This is a genomic window from Draconibacterium mangrovi (assembly GCF_010586825.1).
GTDB lineage: Bacteria > Bacteroidota > Bacteroidia > Bacteroidales > Prolixibacteraceae > Draconibacterium > Draconibacterium mangrovi.
Map to the genome: position 1 here is coordinate 20,953 of NZ_JAAAGB010000016.1, position 13,609 is coordinate 34,561.

At 42.1% G+C, this 13,609-nt stretch carries 12 protein-coding genes and 2 tRNA genes; 10 read left to right on the forward strand and 4 right to left on the reverse strand.

Features of this window, described 5'->3' with window-relative positions; genetic code table 11:
• The first annotated feature begins 24 nt into the window (after positions 1-24).
• Positions 25-2,859, forward strand: a complete 2,835-nt coding sequence (locus tag G4420_RS22020; RefSeq protein ID WP_163326110.1) for a helix-turn-helix and ligand-binding sensor domain-containing protein — start codon at positions 25-27, stop codon at positions 2,857-2,859.
• Positions 2,860-2,963: 104 nt separating this feature from the next.
• Here the strand turns inward: G4420_RS22020 and G4420_RS22025 are convergent.
• From G4420_RS22025 to G4420_RS22035, 3 genes are all read right to left on the reverse strand, one after another.
• Positions 2,964-3,033 (reverse strand) — tRNA-Ala (locus G4420_RS22025).
• Positions 3,016-3,267 (reverse strand): GIY-YIG nuclease family protein, encoded by a 252-nt coding sequence (locus G4420_RS22030; protein ID WP_163326111.1) that lies wholly within the window; start codon positions 3,265-3,267, stop codon positions 3,016-3,018. Before G4420_RS22030 ends, G4420_RS22025 begins: the two co-directional genes overlap by 18 nt.
• Before the next feature lie 67 nt (positions 3,268-3,334).
• Positions 3,335-3,408, reverse strand: a tRNA-Ala gene (locus G4420_RS22035).
• Between the two features lie 146 nt (positions 3,409-3,554).
• On the opposite strand from G4420_RS22035, the gene G4420_RS22040 reads away from it, so the two are divergent.
• The 3 genes from G4420_RS22040 to hflX all read left to right on the forward strand — a co-directional run bounded on the left by G4420_RS22040 (position 3,555) and on the right by hflX (position 6,328).
• Complete coding sequence (locus tag G4420_RS22040; RefSeq protein WP_163326112.1) at positions 3,555-4,241, forward strand: energy transducer TonB; 687 nt, start codon at positions 3,555-3,557, stop codon at positions 4,239-4,241.
• Between the two features lie 109 nt (positions 4,242-4,350).
• A complete protein-coding gene (locus tag G4420_RS22045; protein WP_163326113.1) occupies positions 4,351-5,040 on the forward strand; it encodes an energy transducer TonB in 690 nt (229 codons plus the stop codon).
• Between the two features lie 73 nt (positions 5,041-5,113).
• Entirely contained in the window at positions 5,114-6,328 is a 1,215-nt protein-coding gene (hflX, locus tag G4420_RS22050) for a GTPase HflX (RefSeq protein WP_163326114.1), read from the forward strand.
• Positions 6,329-6,579: 251 nt separating this feature from the next.
• Here the strand turns inward: hflX and folK are convergent, their stop codons facing one another.
• Positions 6,580-7,086, reverse strand: a complete 507-nt coding sequence (gene folK, locus G4420_RS22055) for a 2-amino-4-hydroxy-6-hydroxymethyldihydropteridine diphosphokinase (protein ID WP_163326115.1) — start codon at positions 7,084-7,086, stop codon at positions 6,580-6,582.
• Between the two features lie 77 nt (positions 7,087-7,163).
• Between folK and sppA the strand changes: the two genes are divergently transcribed.
• The 6 genes from sppA (at position 7,164) to G4420_RS22085 (ending at position 13,542) form a co-directional block, all read left to right on the forward strand.
• Positions 7,164-8,951, forward strand: coding sequence for a signal peptide peptidase SppA (sppA, locus tag G4420_RS22060; RefSeq protein WP_163326116.1), 1,788 nt, complete (start codon positions 7,164-7,166; stop codon positions 8,949-8,951).
• Positions 8,952-9,039: 88 nt separating this feature from the next.
• Positions 9,040-10,146, forward strand: coding sequence for a tetraacyldisaccharide 4'-kinase (gene lpxK, locus G4420_RS22065; protein WP_163326117.1), 1,107 nt, complete (start codon positions 9,040-9,042; stop codon positions 10,144-10,146).
• Complete coding sequence (locus tag G4420_RS22070; protein WP_163326118.1) at positions 10,085-10,897, forward strand: purine-nucleoside phosphorylase; 813 nt, start codon at positions 10,085-10,087, stop codon at positions 10,895-10,897. The genes lpxK and G4420_RS22070 overlap by 62 nt, the downstream gene beginning before the upstream one ends.
• Before the next feature lie 46 nt (positions 10,898-10,943).
• Positions 10,944-11,897, forward strand: a complete 954-nt coding sequence (locus G4420_RS22075) for an SMP-30/gluconolactonase/LRE family protein (protein ID WP_163326119.1) — start codon at positions 10,944-10,946, stop codon at positions 11,895-11,897.
• Positions 11,894-12,601 (forward strand): PrsW family glutamic-type intramembrane protease, encoded by a 708-nt coding sequence (locus tag G4420_RS22080; protein WP_163326120.1) that lies wholly within the window; start codon positions 11,894-11,896, stop codon positions 12,599-12,601. Before G4420_RS22075 ends, G4420_RS22080 begins: the two co-directional genes overlap by 4 nt.
• Positions 12,598-13,542, forward strand: a complete 945-nt coding sequence (locus G4420_RS22085; protein WP_163326121.1) for a pyridoxal-phosphate dependent enzyme — start codon at positions 12,598-12,600, stop codon at positions 13,540-13,542. The genes G4420_RS22080 and G4420_RS22085 overlap by 4 nt, the downstream gene beginning before the upstream one ends.
• The last annotated feature ends 67 nt before the right edge of the window (positions 13,543-13,609 follow it).

The following is a 13,609-nucleotide window of genomic DNA, read 5'->3' on the forward strand; positions in this document are numbered from 1 at the left end:
CATCTGTTCAATCATTAACATTCGATGCTAAGAATCGGAACAAAATCGATCATAGGCACCATCTTTTTGGTTATTTGGGCTATTACTTCACTGGCTTTGCAAGAGGAAACGGGGGTGGTAAAATTTGACCAAACCATCTATAAAGGAGCCCGGCAAAACTGGGGCGTTAGTATTGCCAACAACGGTATCGTTTATTTTGCTAATCATTCGGGTCTTCTTTCGTTCGACGGAACCAACTGGACAATGAATCGATTGCCCAACAATACAATTGTACGCTCGGTAAAAGCCGTTGACGACTCGGTTGTTTATACCGGCGGATACATGGAGTTGGGTTTTTGGAAAGCAACTCCAACAGGTGAACTTGTCTACAAGTCGCTGAACTCGAAAGCGGTAGAGTTTTACGAAGCAAATCCCAATCTGGAGTTTTGGAACATTGCGGTAAAAGACGATTATGTTTATTTTCAATCGTTTGGCAATATACTTACCTATCACAACGACAGTATATATTCTTTGCACCTTGGTGGTGGTATTTCTGTAATGAATCAGGTAAACGATCGTGTTTTGGTGGCGATCAGGAACAATGGAATTTGGGAAGTTGAAAACGATGAGGTAAAACGAATAATTTTCGATGATGCGCTGATCGGCACAACGGTTAAATTTATTATCTCCGGGAATAATGAAAACCTGCTGATTGGTACAGCCGACAGAGGAATTTTTCTTTGGGATGGAAGTGTGCTGAAACAATGGAACGATGACTGGACCTCGTATTTTATCGAGAACGAATTAAACAGGGCCTGCCGAACCAAAAACGGACAATATATTATTGGTTCGCTGGTTGACGGAATTGTAGTGTTTGACCGGTTTGGAAAACTGATTACAAAAGTAAATTCGAGAAATGGGCTTCCGAACAACACGGTGCTAGGCATCGCAACCGACGAACGGGGGAATACCTGGCTGGCACTCGATATTGGAATTGGTTTTGTTGCCGACAATCCCAACAAAAGTTTTGTAGTTAAAAAGTTACCGGGCGCGGGTGCTATCTACTCAACGGCCATTTTCGAGAACAAACTTTACCTCGGCACGAACCAAGGTTTATTTGAAGGATCGCTTGATTTGGATAATGATGATATTAAACTTCTTCAGGGCACACAGGATCAGATTTGGGATCTGAAAGTAATTGATGACGAACTTTTAATCGGGCACAACCAGGGAAGTTTTGCACTTAAGAATGGAATAAAAAGAGTAATCTCATCAGAAGGAGGAGCATTCAATTTTGTACAGGATCCATTTCATCCGGGCTTGATTCTGCAATCGACCTACAACCGCATAATTGTATACAACAAAAACATCGAGGGAATTGAGTTTCGAAACTACATCGAGGATTTTGGTAACCTGATCCGTTATATTGAATTCGATCATTTAGGAAATATCTGGGCCAGCCACATGCACCGCGGAATATTTAAAATTCAGGTGGATGAAGAGCGTACAAAAGCTGTGGACGAACCTGAATATTTCGGAGAGGAGACTTTTGGAAAAGACCATTCAATCCATGTTTTTAAAATTGAAAAACGCATTGTATTTACTACCGGCGAAAAGTTATATACCTTCGATGATCTTACCAATACCATTTTGCCGTACGATTCATTAAACGCCAGTTTGGGAAAGTATGCAGCAGCCAACCGGATAATAAAAGCACCCAATAATTATTATTGGTTTATCGAACCAACATCAATTGGTCTGTTCTCTATTGTACAAACCGATGTTAAACTGATTAAAGAGTTTCCAACGTCGTTGTTTAACGATCCGTTGCTGGTTGAAGGTTTCGAGAATATACTTCCGGTAAATCAATACACCGGTATTTTGTGCCTTCAAAACGGTCTGGCTTTTCTTGATGCTTCGGTAAGCGACTCTTCCACAAGCAGGGTTGGACGGTACGCGCCAGAGGTGAGAACCATTGAGCTGCAAAGCAATGGCGGGAGATCGGTATTTTTGCCACTTAACACCAATGAATCCGAGATTAAAAACACGCTGAACAACGTAAAATTCCGCTTTTCTTTTCCTATGCTTAATGAATTTCCGGTATCGTACAAGTATTTTTTACGGGGCTTACATCAGGGCTGGTCGGAAAGTGTGACCGACCCCGAATTTCAGTTTGAAAGGTTACCACGCGGAGAATACCAGTTACAGGTAAAAGCTGTTGATATCTGGGGTAACGAAAGTCAGCTTTACACCTTCAATTTTAAAATTCTGCCACCACTGTTGGCTACCAAACTGGCCATATTTCTGTATATGTTTATTTTAATCGGAGCACTTTTGCTATTCCGGCGGTGGGGGATAAAACAAACTCAAAAGAAAGAGCAGTTGCAACACGAAAAACGCGAGCGGGAACTCATTCGCCTGCGAAACGATAAACTGCGTAGCGAAGTGCGGTTTAAAAGTAAAGAGCTGGCAAACTCTACCATGGCTATTATTCGTAAAAACGAGTTTCTGATCGACCTGAAAAACATTATACGGAAACAAAAAGAAGAGCTGGGATCGCGTTACCCCGACAAGTATTTTAATTACCTGAACAACAAAATTGACGAAAATATATCGAGCCGAGACGACCGCCAGATTTTTGAAAACAATTTTGAGCGGGCACATGAACAGTTCTTCCATAAGATGAAGGACAAATATCCCGATCTTACATCGAGCGACCTGCAATTGTGTGCTTATCTGAGAATGAATTTATCGTCGAAAGAAATTGCACCGCTGCTTGGAATTTCCATCCGTGGCGTTGAAAACCATCGTTACAAATTAAGGAAAAGGCTCAACCTCCAACCTGAAGATTCGCTTACTGATGTGATGCTTTCTGTGTAACATTTAATCTTTTGCAAAGAGGTGTTAAATCACGGCCTCGCAGACGAAAAATTGTATTGGTAATAATAACAAAGGAGCAATCCTTTCGAATTGCTCCTTTGTTGTGGAGAATACCGGAGTCGAACCGGTGACCTTCCCGAATGCTTTCGGGACGCTCTAGCCAACTGAGTTAATCAGAAATTGAATGTATTTTCTGCTTTTCTTTTGCTTAATCTCATATTCCCGTTGTGTTGCAGAAGGACGTTCTTCAAACTCTTCAGAATAAACTAATTTCCAAGGAATTCCTGATTTTGTTGATGGTGTCCTGCTCCAATTATGTTGTTGTAATCGCTCTTCTACATTTTGGGTGCTTCCAATATAATATTTCCCATTTTTTTCGCTCTGCAAAATATACATGTAATAGGCCATATCATGTTTTTTGATTAGAATAAAAGATACAAAAAAGGAGCAATCCTTTCGAATTGCTCCTTTGCTGTGGAGAATACCGGAGTCGAACCGGTGACCTCTTGACTGCCAGTCAAGCGCTCTAGCCAACTGAGCTAATCCCCCAAAACGTGGCTGCAAATATAAAAATATTTTTCAGAATCAATCAAATATTTTTTTTGGTAAAGTTTTTGCTGTTATTAAATATAACTGCAGAAAACAAGAAGCCGGCGTTCTTTGATTTATTTAACAATCCAATAAAATTAGAACCCATGAAATCTAAAAAAACAAAGAAAGCTGATCTTGAAAGTAAAAAAGCTACGTTGTTCCTGATAGGTTTGGTAGTTGCGCTTGGTTTTACATTGTTTGCATTCGAGTGGAAACAACCTGCACGAAAAGTAATGATTGTTCAGGGAAACAGAGATTATATGCCACCCGAAGACCTGGTGATTCCACGTACACCACCTGAAAAAGCTAAGCCCGAAAAACCAATATTTAAAGTGCCGGTTTTTGAAGTTATTGAAGACGGTAAAAAGATAGAGGAAGAATTAATATGGGAAGGAGAGGATCCCTACGAGCCGGTAGTAATTGATCTTGGAGGCATTTTGGATCAGGGGGAAGATCCGGGAGAAGAAGATTTAAGTGCAATTTTAAACTTTGCTGAAACAATGCCCGAATTTCCGGGAGGACAGGCTGCTTTGTTGAGCTTTTTATCGAAAAATGTTAAGTACCCGTCAATCGCACAGGAAAATGGAATTAAAGGCAAGGTATTTGTGACCTTTGTAGTTGATGAAAATGGGGACATTTATAACGTTGCACTGGCACGCGGAGTCGACGCATCACTTGACCGTGAAGCAATTCGCGTAGTGAAATCGATGCCTCGGTGGAAGCCGGGGAAACAGGGCAATAAGGCGGTAAAAGTGCGCTATACAGTACCCATTAATTTTATATTACAATAGAAAATTGAAATGAATTTAAAATTCACTTGCATGTGAAGATTATTTTTTATCTTTAAGCCCCGATTTTGAAGGGCAAATAAATCAAATAAAACAAATAAAATAGTTAAGTATGGAACTTAAAAAAACACCAAAAGCTGATCTGGAAGCCAAAAAGAATATGTTTTGGCTGATTGGATTAGTTGTCGCGTTGGGGCTTTCGCTTCTGGCTTTTGAGTGGACTACAAAACCATCAAAGGCTGCTGACCTTGGTCAGATCCAAACTGCGGAAGTTGAAGAAGAGATCATCCCTATTACTCGTGAGCAAGAGGTTAAACCACCTCCACCACCTCCACCACCACAAGTTATCGAGGTGCTGAACATTGTTGACGATGATGTAGAAATTGAAGACGAGTTGCAAATTGAAGATACAGAGGCCGACGATGAAACTGTAATCGACGTTGCTCCTGTTATCGAAACAGCAGCTGAAGAAGAAGAGGAAGAAGCTCAGGTATTCTTTATCGTAGAAGATATGCCGGAATTCCCGGGTGGAGACCTTGCATTGCGTAAGTATATTGCCAATGCTATTAAGTATCCTGTAATTGCACAGGAAAACGGTATTCAAGGTAAAGTATATGTAACTTTCGTTGTAAGTAAAACAGGAAAAGTTACCGATGCCAAAATCGCAAGGGGAGTTGACCCTTCGTTGGATAAAGAAGCACTTCGTGTGGTAAATGCGCTTCCTGCATGGAAGCCAGGTAAACAGCGAGGAAAACCAGTTAATGTATCGTACACGGTACCAATTAACTTCGTGTTGCAGTAACAAATAAAAAACAATATTTTTGCACTCCTGTTTCTTTAGAAGCAGGAGTTTTTTTTTGACTAAAATAAAGTAAATGATAGAAACAGCACCTATAACAGAAAAAGCGGTTATTGTGGGACTGATCAACCAGGATCAGGATGAACGTCAGGCAAAAGAGTACCTCGACGAATTGGAGTTTTTGGCCGATACTGCGGGTGCGCAAGTATTAAAAAAATTCACCCAAAAACTGGATATCCCGAATAAAGCCACATTTGTTGGCCCGGGAAAACTCGACGAGATTAATCAATACATAAAAGTAGTTGAAGCCGATACTGTAATTTTCGACGACGAGCTGACACCTACACAATTACGAAATATTGAACGTGAATTGGAGTGTAAAATTCTCGATCGTACCAACCTGATTCTCGATATTTTTGCAAAACGGGCAAAAACGGCTCACGCAAAAACACAGGTTGAGTTAGCGCAGTACCAGTATTTACTCCCGCGATTAACACGAATGTGGACTCACCTCGAGCGTCAGCGTGGTGGTATTGGTATGCGTGGCCCGGGTGAGACCCAGATAGAAACCGACCGCCGGATTATTCTCGATAAAATCAGCCGCCTAAAAACACAGCTGGAGAAGATCGACAAACAAAAAGCTACCCAGCGCAAAAACCGTGGGAAAATGGTACGCGTGGCTTTGGTGGGGTATACCAACGTTGGTAAATCAACCATTATGAATATGATGGCCAAGTCGGAAGTGTTTGCCGAGAATAAACTTTTTGCAACACTCGATACTACGGTACGAAAAGTGGTGATCGAAAACCTGCCTTTCCTTTTGGCCGATACAGTTGGATTTATCCGTAAACTACCACACGGTTTGGTTGAGTCGTTTAAATCAACACTCGACGAGGTTCGCGAGGCAGATATTTTGCTACACATTGTTGATATTTCGCATCCGGGATTTGAAGAGCAGATTGAAACGGTTGACACTACTTTGGAAGAAATCGATGCAGGCGATAAACCAACGTTCTATATCTTCAATAAGATTGATGCTTTTACCTACGAGGAAAAAGATGAGGATGATCTTTCGCCACGTACAAAAGATAATTTCACCCTGGAAGAGTGGAAAAGCTCGTGGATGGCAAAAAGTAACACGCCGGCCTTATTCATTTCAGCAAAAGACAAAACGAACATCGAAGAGTTTAAGGTTGAACTTTACGAAAAGGTAAAAGGAATTCATTCGCAACGTTTTCCGTATAACGATTTCCTGTATAATGAAGATTGGACAAAGGGGATTCAGGAATAAACAGAGTGGTTTTAATACTATGCCTAAGATTACAAGAGTAGTTACTATGGTTTCTAGTTTAATATCAAGTCTTTAGTTACAGTTACGTCATTCCGAACTTGTTTCGGAATCCCTGTTTATTAAAGAGATGCTGATCCGTCAGCTGACGGACAGCATGACGTATCGACGTTATTTGATTGATTTAACACTAGTAATGACAATGAATGTGGCGTGATTTATCCGGTCTGAAATCAACAATCGTTAATCGAAATTCAGCATTCAGTTTCTTCGTCCATTTCAACTTTCTTGATAACCGACTTGTCGAGGCAGTTTTCCAGCATTTCAATGCTGGTTAAACGCCGAAGCGGGTGTTTCATTTTCGGGGCAATTTCAACCAGCGGAACAAGGACAAAACGACGTTCGTGAATGCGCGGATGAGGAACGATCAGATCTTTCGACTCCATAAACTCGTCGTTAAAATACAGGATGTCAATATCCATTTCGCGCGACGAGTAGCGTTCGTTGCCACGTTTTCTGCCAAAATCGGCTTCCATTTCGTGGATGCGCCACAGCAATTCTTCCGCCTCAAGTTTGGTTTCAATAACTACAACCTGGTTCCAGAACGGATCCTCGCAATGAAAACCCCACGGCGGAGTTTCATAAACGGATGACTTTTGGATTATTTTACCTAATTTTAAGTCAATCAGTTCGTGGGCGCGTTTAAAATTTTTATGCTTGTCGCCAATATTTCCGCCTATTCCAAGAAACACCTTGTTCATTGTATCTTATATTTGTAATTCCTTGATCAAACTTGTACTCATTCACTAAAATAGAACATTAATTAAATTACAAAAATATGAAAGAATTCTTCAAATACGTATTAGCGACCATTGTTGGTTTCCTGGCCATATCGTTAATTGGTATTTTTCTGATGTTTATCGTTTTTGGGGCCATTATTGCCTCGGCCGATAAAGAGATTACGGTAACCGACCAATCGATGCTGGTTATTGACTTGAGCAAGAGCATTGTAGACCGCGCGCCAAACGATCCTTTTGAAGATCTTGAACTTCCCGGAATTTTTAGTTCGATAAAAACAATTGGGCTGGATGATATTAGCGAGTCGTTAAAGAAAGCCGCCAACGATGATCGTATAAAAGGTGTTTACCTGAAACTGTCGGTAACAAACGGAGGTTTTGCTTCGGTTGAAGAGATCCGAAATGATTTGATCGCTTTTAAAGACAGTTGTGATAAACCGATTTATGCCGTTGCCGATCAAATGATATTAGACCAAAAAGGTTATTATGTGGCAACAGTTGCCGACCAGATTGTTTTACACCCTGAAGTTTTTCTCGATTTTCGTGGATTGAGCAGCGAACTGATGTTTTACAAAAATGCTCTCGAAAAACTGGGAGTTGAAATGCAGATCATTCGTGGCCCGAACAACAAATTTAAATCGGCAGTTGAGCCTTATATGCTGGATAAAATGAGCGAGGAAAATCGCGAGCAGCGCCTGGTTTACATGAATAGTTTGTGGAATCATATGCTGAAAGGAATTTCGGAGAAGCGTAATATTTCGGTAGAAAAACTAAATGAACTGGCCGACGAAGCACAAACCTACAAGAAAGCCCAAAATATGGTGGAGAATGGTTTGATCGATGCTGCAAAATACCGCGATGAAGTGCTTGATGATATGCGCGAAATTACCGGAATTGAAGGAACAGAAGGAATTCCGGTGGTGAGTGTGAAAGACTATGTTAAGGTTCCGGTGAAAGGACAAAGCAAAAAATACAGTCGAAACAAAGTTGCTGTTATTTATGCCAGTGGCGAGATTGGAACTACTGTAAGTGCCGACGAAGGAATTAACGGCGATAAGCTGGGTAAGGAAATTCGTAAAGTGCGTCAGGACAGCTCATATAAGGCAATTGTTTTGCGTGTAAATTCTCCGGGTGGAGCTGTGTTCGATTCTGAAACAATTTGGCGCGAAGTGAAACTGGCTGCCGAAGAAAAGACATTGGTAGTATCGTTTGGAGATGTCGCAGCATCAGGTGGTTATTATATTTCGTGTCCGGCCGATAAAATTGTTGCCAGTCCGAATACAATCACTGGTTCGATCGGTATTTTTGGTCAGATTCCAAACTTTGGCGAACTGATGAACGACAAGCTTGGAATTACTACCGATGAAGTTGGAACCAACGAACATTCGAATTTTGTTTCGTTAATGCGCCCAATGACTCCGTACGAAAAACAACGCATGACAAATTATATTTCTATTGGTTACGATACTTTCTTGTCGCATGTATCTGATGGCCGTGGCATGACAAAAGAAGACGTGGACAATATTGGACAGGGTCGTGTTTGGAGTGGCGAAAATGCAAAAGAAATTGGTTTGATCGATGAACTCGGAGGTCTGGAAGACGCTATAAAACTTGCCGTTGAAATGGAAGGTTTGGACGACTACAGAACCGTTTCTTTGCCTGCATTGTCAAGTCCGTTTGAAGAAATGTTTAAGCTGGGCGGAAACGTAAAAGCACGTATTCTGAAAAGCGAATTAGGTGAAAAATACCGTTATTACGAGCACCTGAAAAAAGCAACAGAAATGAGTGGGATTTACGCTCGTATGCCTTACGATATTTATCTGAATTAAGATTCTACAACAATAAAATTGAAGGATGCGCCAATACTAATGGTGCATCCTTTTTTGTTATCTTAGCCACCTATTTTGAAGAACATTTATGGCAAAAATCTTATTATATCCTCTGTCCTGGTTATACGGAATAGTTGTTTATCTGCGTAACCGGGCTTACGATCTTAAAATCTTGAACTCGAGGGAGTTTGATGTGCCCGTGATTTCGATTGGTAATATTACTGTTGGAGGTACCGGAAAAACGCCGCATGTTGAATACCTGGTAAGTTTATTAAAAGAGAAGTACGAGGTGGCAACTTTAAGCCGCGGGTACAAACGTAAAACAAAAGGTTTTCGTTTGGTTGAAACCAATTCAACGGCACAGGAAGTGGGCGATGAGCCGCTGCAGATAAAAAACAAATTTCCGGAGGCTACCGTTTCGGTGTGCGAAAACCGGGTTTCGGGGGTGGAAAAATTGCTGGAAGGTAACAACGAAAAAACGCCTGACGTGGTGTTGCTCGACGATGCTTTTCAGCACCGCAGGATTTCTCCGGGGATAAATATTTTATTGATCGACTACAATCGTCAGATCAAAAACGATTCGTTACTGCCGGTTGGTCGTTTGCGCGAAGGTGTTTCTCAAATGCGCCGGGCAAATATTATTATTTTCACTAAATGCCCCGAGGAAGTAACGCCAATTATGCGCCGCATTTTACAAAGTGATGTGAATTTATTACCCTACCAGAGTTTGTATTTTACACGCCTGGTTTATGGTACGCTGCAGCCGGTGTTCGATGCTCCTGAAATTGATGAAACAAGCTATAAAGACGTAGCCTGTCACATGTTGGTGGTTACCGGAATTGCCTCGCCAAAACAAATGCATTCCTTTATTCGTAAGATGGGAACACACATGGAAACATTAACTTTTTCCGATCATCACTCGTACAGTATGGCCGATATTCGTGAGATCGAGAAAAAGTTCAGTGAAATAAAATCAGAAAGAAAATTGATTGTAACAACCGAAAAGGATGCCATGCGTTTTAAAGACATCAGTGAGATAAGCGATGAACTAAAAAATGCCATGTATTATCTGCCGGTAAAAATTGATTTCCTTGAAGAAGAAAAAAAGTCGTTTAATAAGAAGATATTAAATTATGTTGGAGAAAATAAAAGCAACCGCGAACTTCATAAAAGAAAAAATTCAGGCAAGTCCTGAGGTGGGAATTATTTTGGGTACCGGTCTTGGCGGGCTGGTAAACGAAATCGAGATAATCGATTCTATTCCGTACACCGATATTCCAAACTTTCCGGTGTCGACTGTTGATGGGCATGCCGGACGGTTGATTTACGGAAAACTGGGTGATAAAGAAGTGCTGGCCATGCAGGGCCGCTTTCATTATTACGAAGGTTACGACATGAAAGAAGTGACTTTCCCGGTACGTGTTATGAAGTTTGTAGGGATAAAAAATCTTTTTGTATCGAATGCCAGCGGTGGTTTAAATCCCGATTGGCATGTTGGCGAAATTGTACTGCTTACCGATCACATTAACTTTTTCCCGGAGCATCCTTTGCGCGGAAAAAACATGAATGAACTTGGGCCGCGTTTCCCCGATATGAGCAAACCTTACAGTCAGCGCCTGCGCAACAAAGCCAAATTAATTGCGCTGCAAAATAACATCGATGTAAAAGAAGGAGTTTATGTTGGCGTATCAGGACCAACTTTCGAAACGCCTGCCGAATATAAGATGTTCCGCATTTTGGGTGGCGACATTGTGGGGATGTCAACTGTGCCTGAGGTTATTGTGGCCCGCCACATGGATATGCGTGTTTTTGGAATTTCGATTGTTACCGACAGCGGAGTCCCCGGCGAGATTGTAGAAATTTCGCACGAGGAAGTGCAGGAAGTTGCCATGAAAGCTGAACCCAAAATGACGCTTATTATGCGCGACCTCATAAAAAGTATTTAGTACATTTGGGTGATGTAGATTATCGATAACCGGAAAAACAATAATTATGAAGTATACCGTTTTATTTCTTTTAGCAGTATTGTTGCTGTTTAGCTGTTCGGAAACAAAAACAAAACAGGCCGAGCTGGTGCTCGACACCCAGTCGACACTTGGCGAAGGTGCGATCTGGAATTATAAAATCGGAGAACTGATGTGGGTCGACATTAAAAAGGAAATTCTGAACATTTATAATCCTGCTACCGGTTACAACAAAGAAATGTTTACGGGGCAAATGATCGGAACTGTAGTGCCCACAGAAAGTGGCAATGCACTGGTTGCTTTGCAAAACGGAATTTATCATTTTAATCTGGAAACCGGGGCGAAAAAATTGTTGGTTCATCCCGAAGCCGATTTGCCCGATAACCGTTTTAACGACGGGAAATGTGATCCCTCGGGACGGTTTTGGGCTGGAACAATTAGCTTGAGTGGCGACAAGGAAGTGGCTGCTTTGTATCGTTTCGATCCGGATACCACAATTCATAAAATGGTGGATAAGGTGAGCATTTCGAACGGGATTGTTTGGTCGGCCGATAAAACAAAAATGTACTACATCGATACGCCTACGCAAAAAGTTATGGCCTACGATTACGACGATGCCACCGGCGAAATCTCAAACCCGGAGGTTGCCGTAAACGTACCTCGTGAAATGGGATCGCCCGATGGAATGACAATCGATGAAAACGATAACCTGTGGGTAGCTCTTTGGGGCGGCTCGGCAGTGGGATGCTGGAATCCTGCTACCGGCGAGCTGATCGACAAAATTGAAGTTCCGGCCAAAAATATTACCTCGTGTGCTTTTGGCGACGAAGATATGGGAACTCTTTACATCACTTCGGCGAGGGAAGCAACCAGCGACGAGGATCTGGAAAAATGGCCACATGCGGGAGGTGTTTTTAAATACCGCCCGGGAGTGAAAGGTGTGCAGGCTTTTTATTTCAACGACGAAACTAGCACGATATGAACCTCCTGGTACTTGCGCTTGCTCCTGTGGTAATTATTGCAGCTTATATTTATTTCCGCGATAAATATGAAAAAGAGCCTTTGCGTTTGTTGTTATTTGCTTTGCTGGCAGGAGGATTAACCGTAATCCCTATCTTATTTCTCGAACGTTTTTTAGACCGCTTTACGCTGCAGTTCCCGTGGTTGTTTGCCGCAGCGTGGAAAGCATTTGCCGTTGCCGCTTTTTCGGAAGAGCTGTTTAAATACCTGGCTTTGTATCTCCTGATCTGGAAAAGCCCTGAGTTCAACGAAAAGTTCGACGGCATTGTTTATGCCGTTTATGTTTCGCTGGGATTTGCCGCCGTTGAGAATGTGCTTTATGTAATGGATGGCGGCTTAACTACTGGAATTGTACGGGCAGTAACCGCTGTTCCGGCACACGCAATTTTTGGAATAACTATGGGCTTTTATTTTGGGCTGGCAAAGTTTTACGAAAAACAAGGTCAAAGCCTGAAACAGAAGGCGCTGCTGTTTCCCATTCTGCTGCATGGCATTTACGATTTTATTCTTTTCACCGAGATTGGCTGGCTAACCATTGTTTTTGTGGGTTTTGTGGTGTACCTCTACATTTCGGGATTAAAACGTTTGCGCGAATTGTCGAGACAGTCGATATACAACACCAACTACGATTTGTTAAATGAAAAACTGAGTAACACAAAACCATGAATATTCCGACTTTTACCGACGTTGAAAAAGCACACGAAATCGTACAAAAATATGCGCACCGAACACCGGTTTTGTCATCGGTGAGCATTAACAGTATTGTTGGTACCGAGCTGTTTTTTAAATGCGAGAACCTGCAAAAAGTTGGTGCTTTTAAATTTCGCGGGGCGTGTAATGCGGTGTTTTCGCTCAGTGAAGAAGATGCACAGAAAGGAGTGGCCACACATTCATCGGGTAATCATGCGGCAGCGTTGGCGCTGGCAGCCCGTATGCGCGGAATAGCTGCGCATATTGTGATGCCTGAAAACTCGCCCGAAATAAAAAAGAAAGCCGTTGCCGGGTACGGTGCAAAAATTACCTTTTGCAAACCTACGCTACAAGCTCGCGAAAGTACGCTGGCACAAGTCATTTCCGAAACCGGAGCCACGGAAATACACCCCTACAATAATTTTCATGTGATTGCCGGGCAGGGGACCGCTGCCAAAGAATTGATTGAAGACCAAGGCGATTTTGATGTAATTATGGCACCCGTTGGTGGTGGCGGACTGTTGAGTGGAACAGCTATTTCAAGCAAACATTTGCTGCCAGGTTGTAAAGTAATTGCTGCCGAACCTGCAGGAGCAGACGATGCTTATCGTTCGTTTCATTCGAAAGGTTGGATACCTTCCGAAAATCCGAAAACAATTGCCGATGGTTTGCTAACCTCATTGGGCGAACGGAATTTTGCCATTATTTTAGAGAAGGTAGATGATATTGTTACGGTTTCCGAAGAAGGCATCGTGGAGGCGATGCGTATGATCTGGGAGCGTATGAAAATTATTATCGAACCATCGTCGGCAGTGCCACTGGCTGCTATTATCGAAAAGAAAGTGGATGTGCAGGGCAAAAAGGTTGGTATTATCCTTTCGGGCGGTAACCTGGATTTAGGGAAGTTACCGTTTTGAAATTTTATGATACTTCGTTGCAGCCAGAACCTGTAGGCGAACTACAGCTCCATTCTTCGTTAAGATT

What these genes read in the sequence shown, in the direction of transcription:
- G4420_RS22020 (WP_163326110.1), top strand. Translation starts at nt 25, where the DNA reads ATGCTAAGAATCGGAACAAAATCGATCATAGGCACCATCTTTTTGGTT.
- sppA (WP_163326116.1), top strand. Translation starts at nt 7,164, where the DNA reads ATGAAAGAATTCTTCAAATACGTATTAGCGACCATTGTTGGTTTCCTG.
- G4420_RS22080 (WP_163326120.1), top strand. Translation starts at nt 11,894, where the DNA reads ATGAACCTCCTGGTACTTGCGCTTGCTCCTGTGGTAATTATTGCAGCT.
- G4420_RS22085 (WP_163326121.1), top strand. Translation starts at nt 12,598, where the DNA reads ATGAATATTCCGACTTTTACCGACGTTGAAAAAGCACACGAAATCGTA.
- hflX (WP_163326114.1), top strand. Translation starts at nt 5,114, where the DNA reads ATGATAGAAACAGCACCTATAACAGAAAAAGCGGTTATTGTGGGACTG.
- G4420_RS22075 (WP_163326119.1), top strand. Translation starts at nt 10,944, where the DNA reads ATGAAGTATACCGTTTTATTTCTTTTAGCAGTATTGTTGCTGTTTAGC.
- folK (WP_163326115.1), bottom strand. Translation starts at nt 7,086, where the DNA reads ATGAACAAGGTGTTTCTTGGAATAGGCGGAAATATTGGCGACAAGCAT.
- G4420_RS22030 (WP_163326111.1), bottom strand. Translation starts at nt 3,267, where the DNA reads ATGGCCTATTACATGTATATTTTGCAGAGCGAAAAAAATGGGAAATAT.
- G4420_RS22040 (WP_163326112.1), top strand. Translation starts at nt 3,555, where the DNA reads ATGAAATCTAAAAAAACAAAGAAAGCTGATCTTGAAAGTAAAAAAGCT.
- G4420_RS22045 (WP_163326113.1), top strand. Translation starts at nt 4,351, where the DNA reads ATGGAACTTAAAAAAACACCAAAAGCTGATCTGGAAGCCAAAAAGAAT.
- G4420_RS22070 (WP_163326118.1), top strand. Translation starts at nt 10,085, where the DNA reads ATGTTGGAGAAAATAAAAGCAACCGCGAACTTCATAAAAGAAAAAATT.
- lpxK (WP_163326117.1), top strand. Translation starts at nt 9,040, where the DNA reads ATGGCAAAAATCTTATTATATCCTCTGTCCTGGTTATACGGAATAGTT.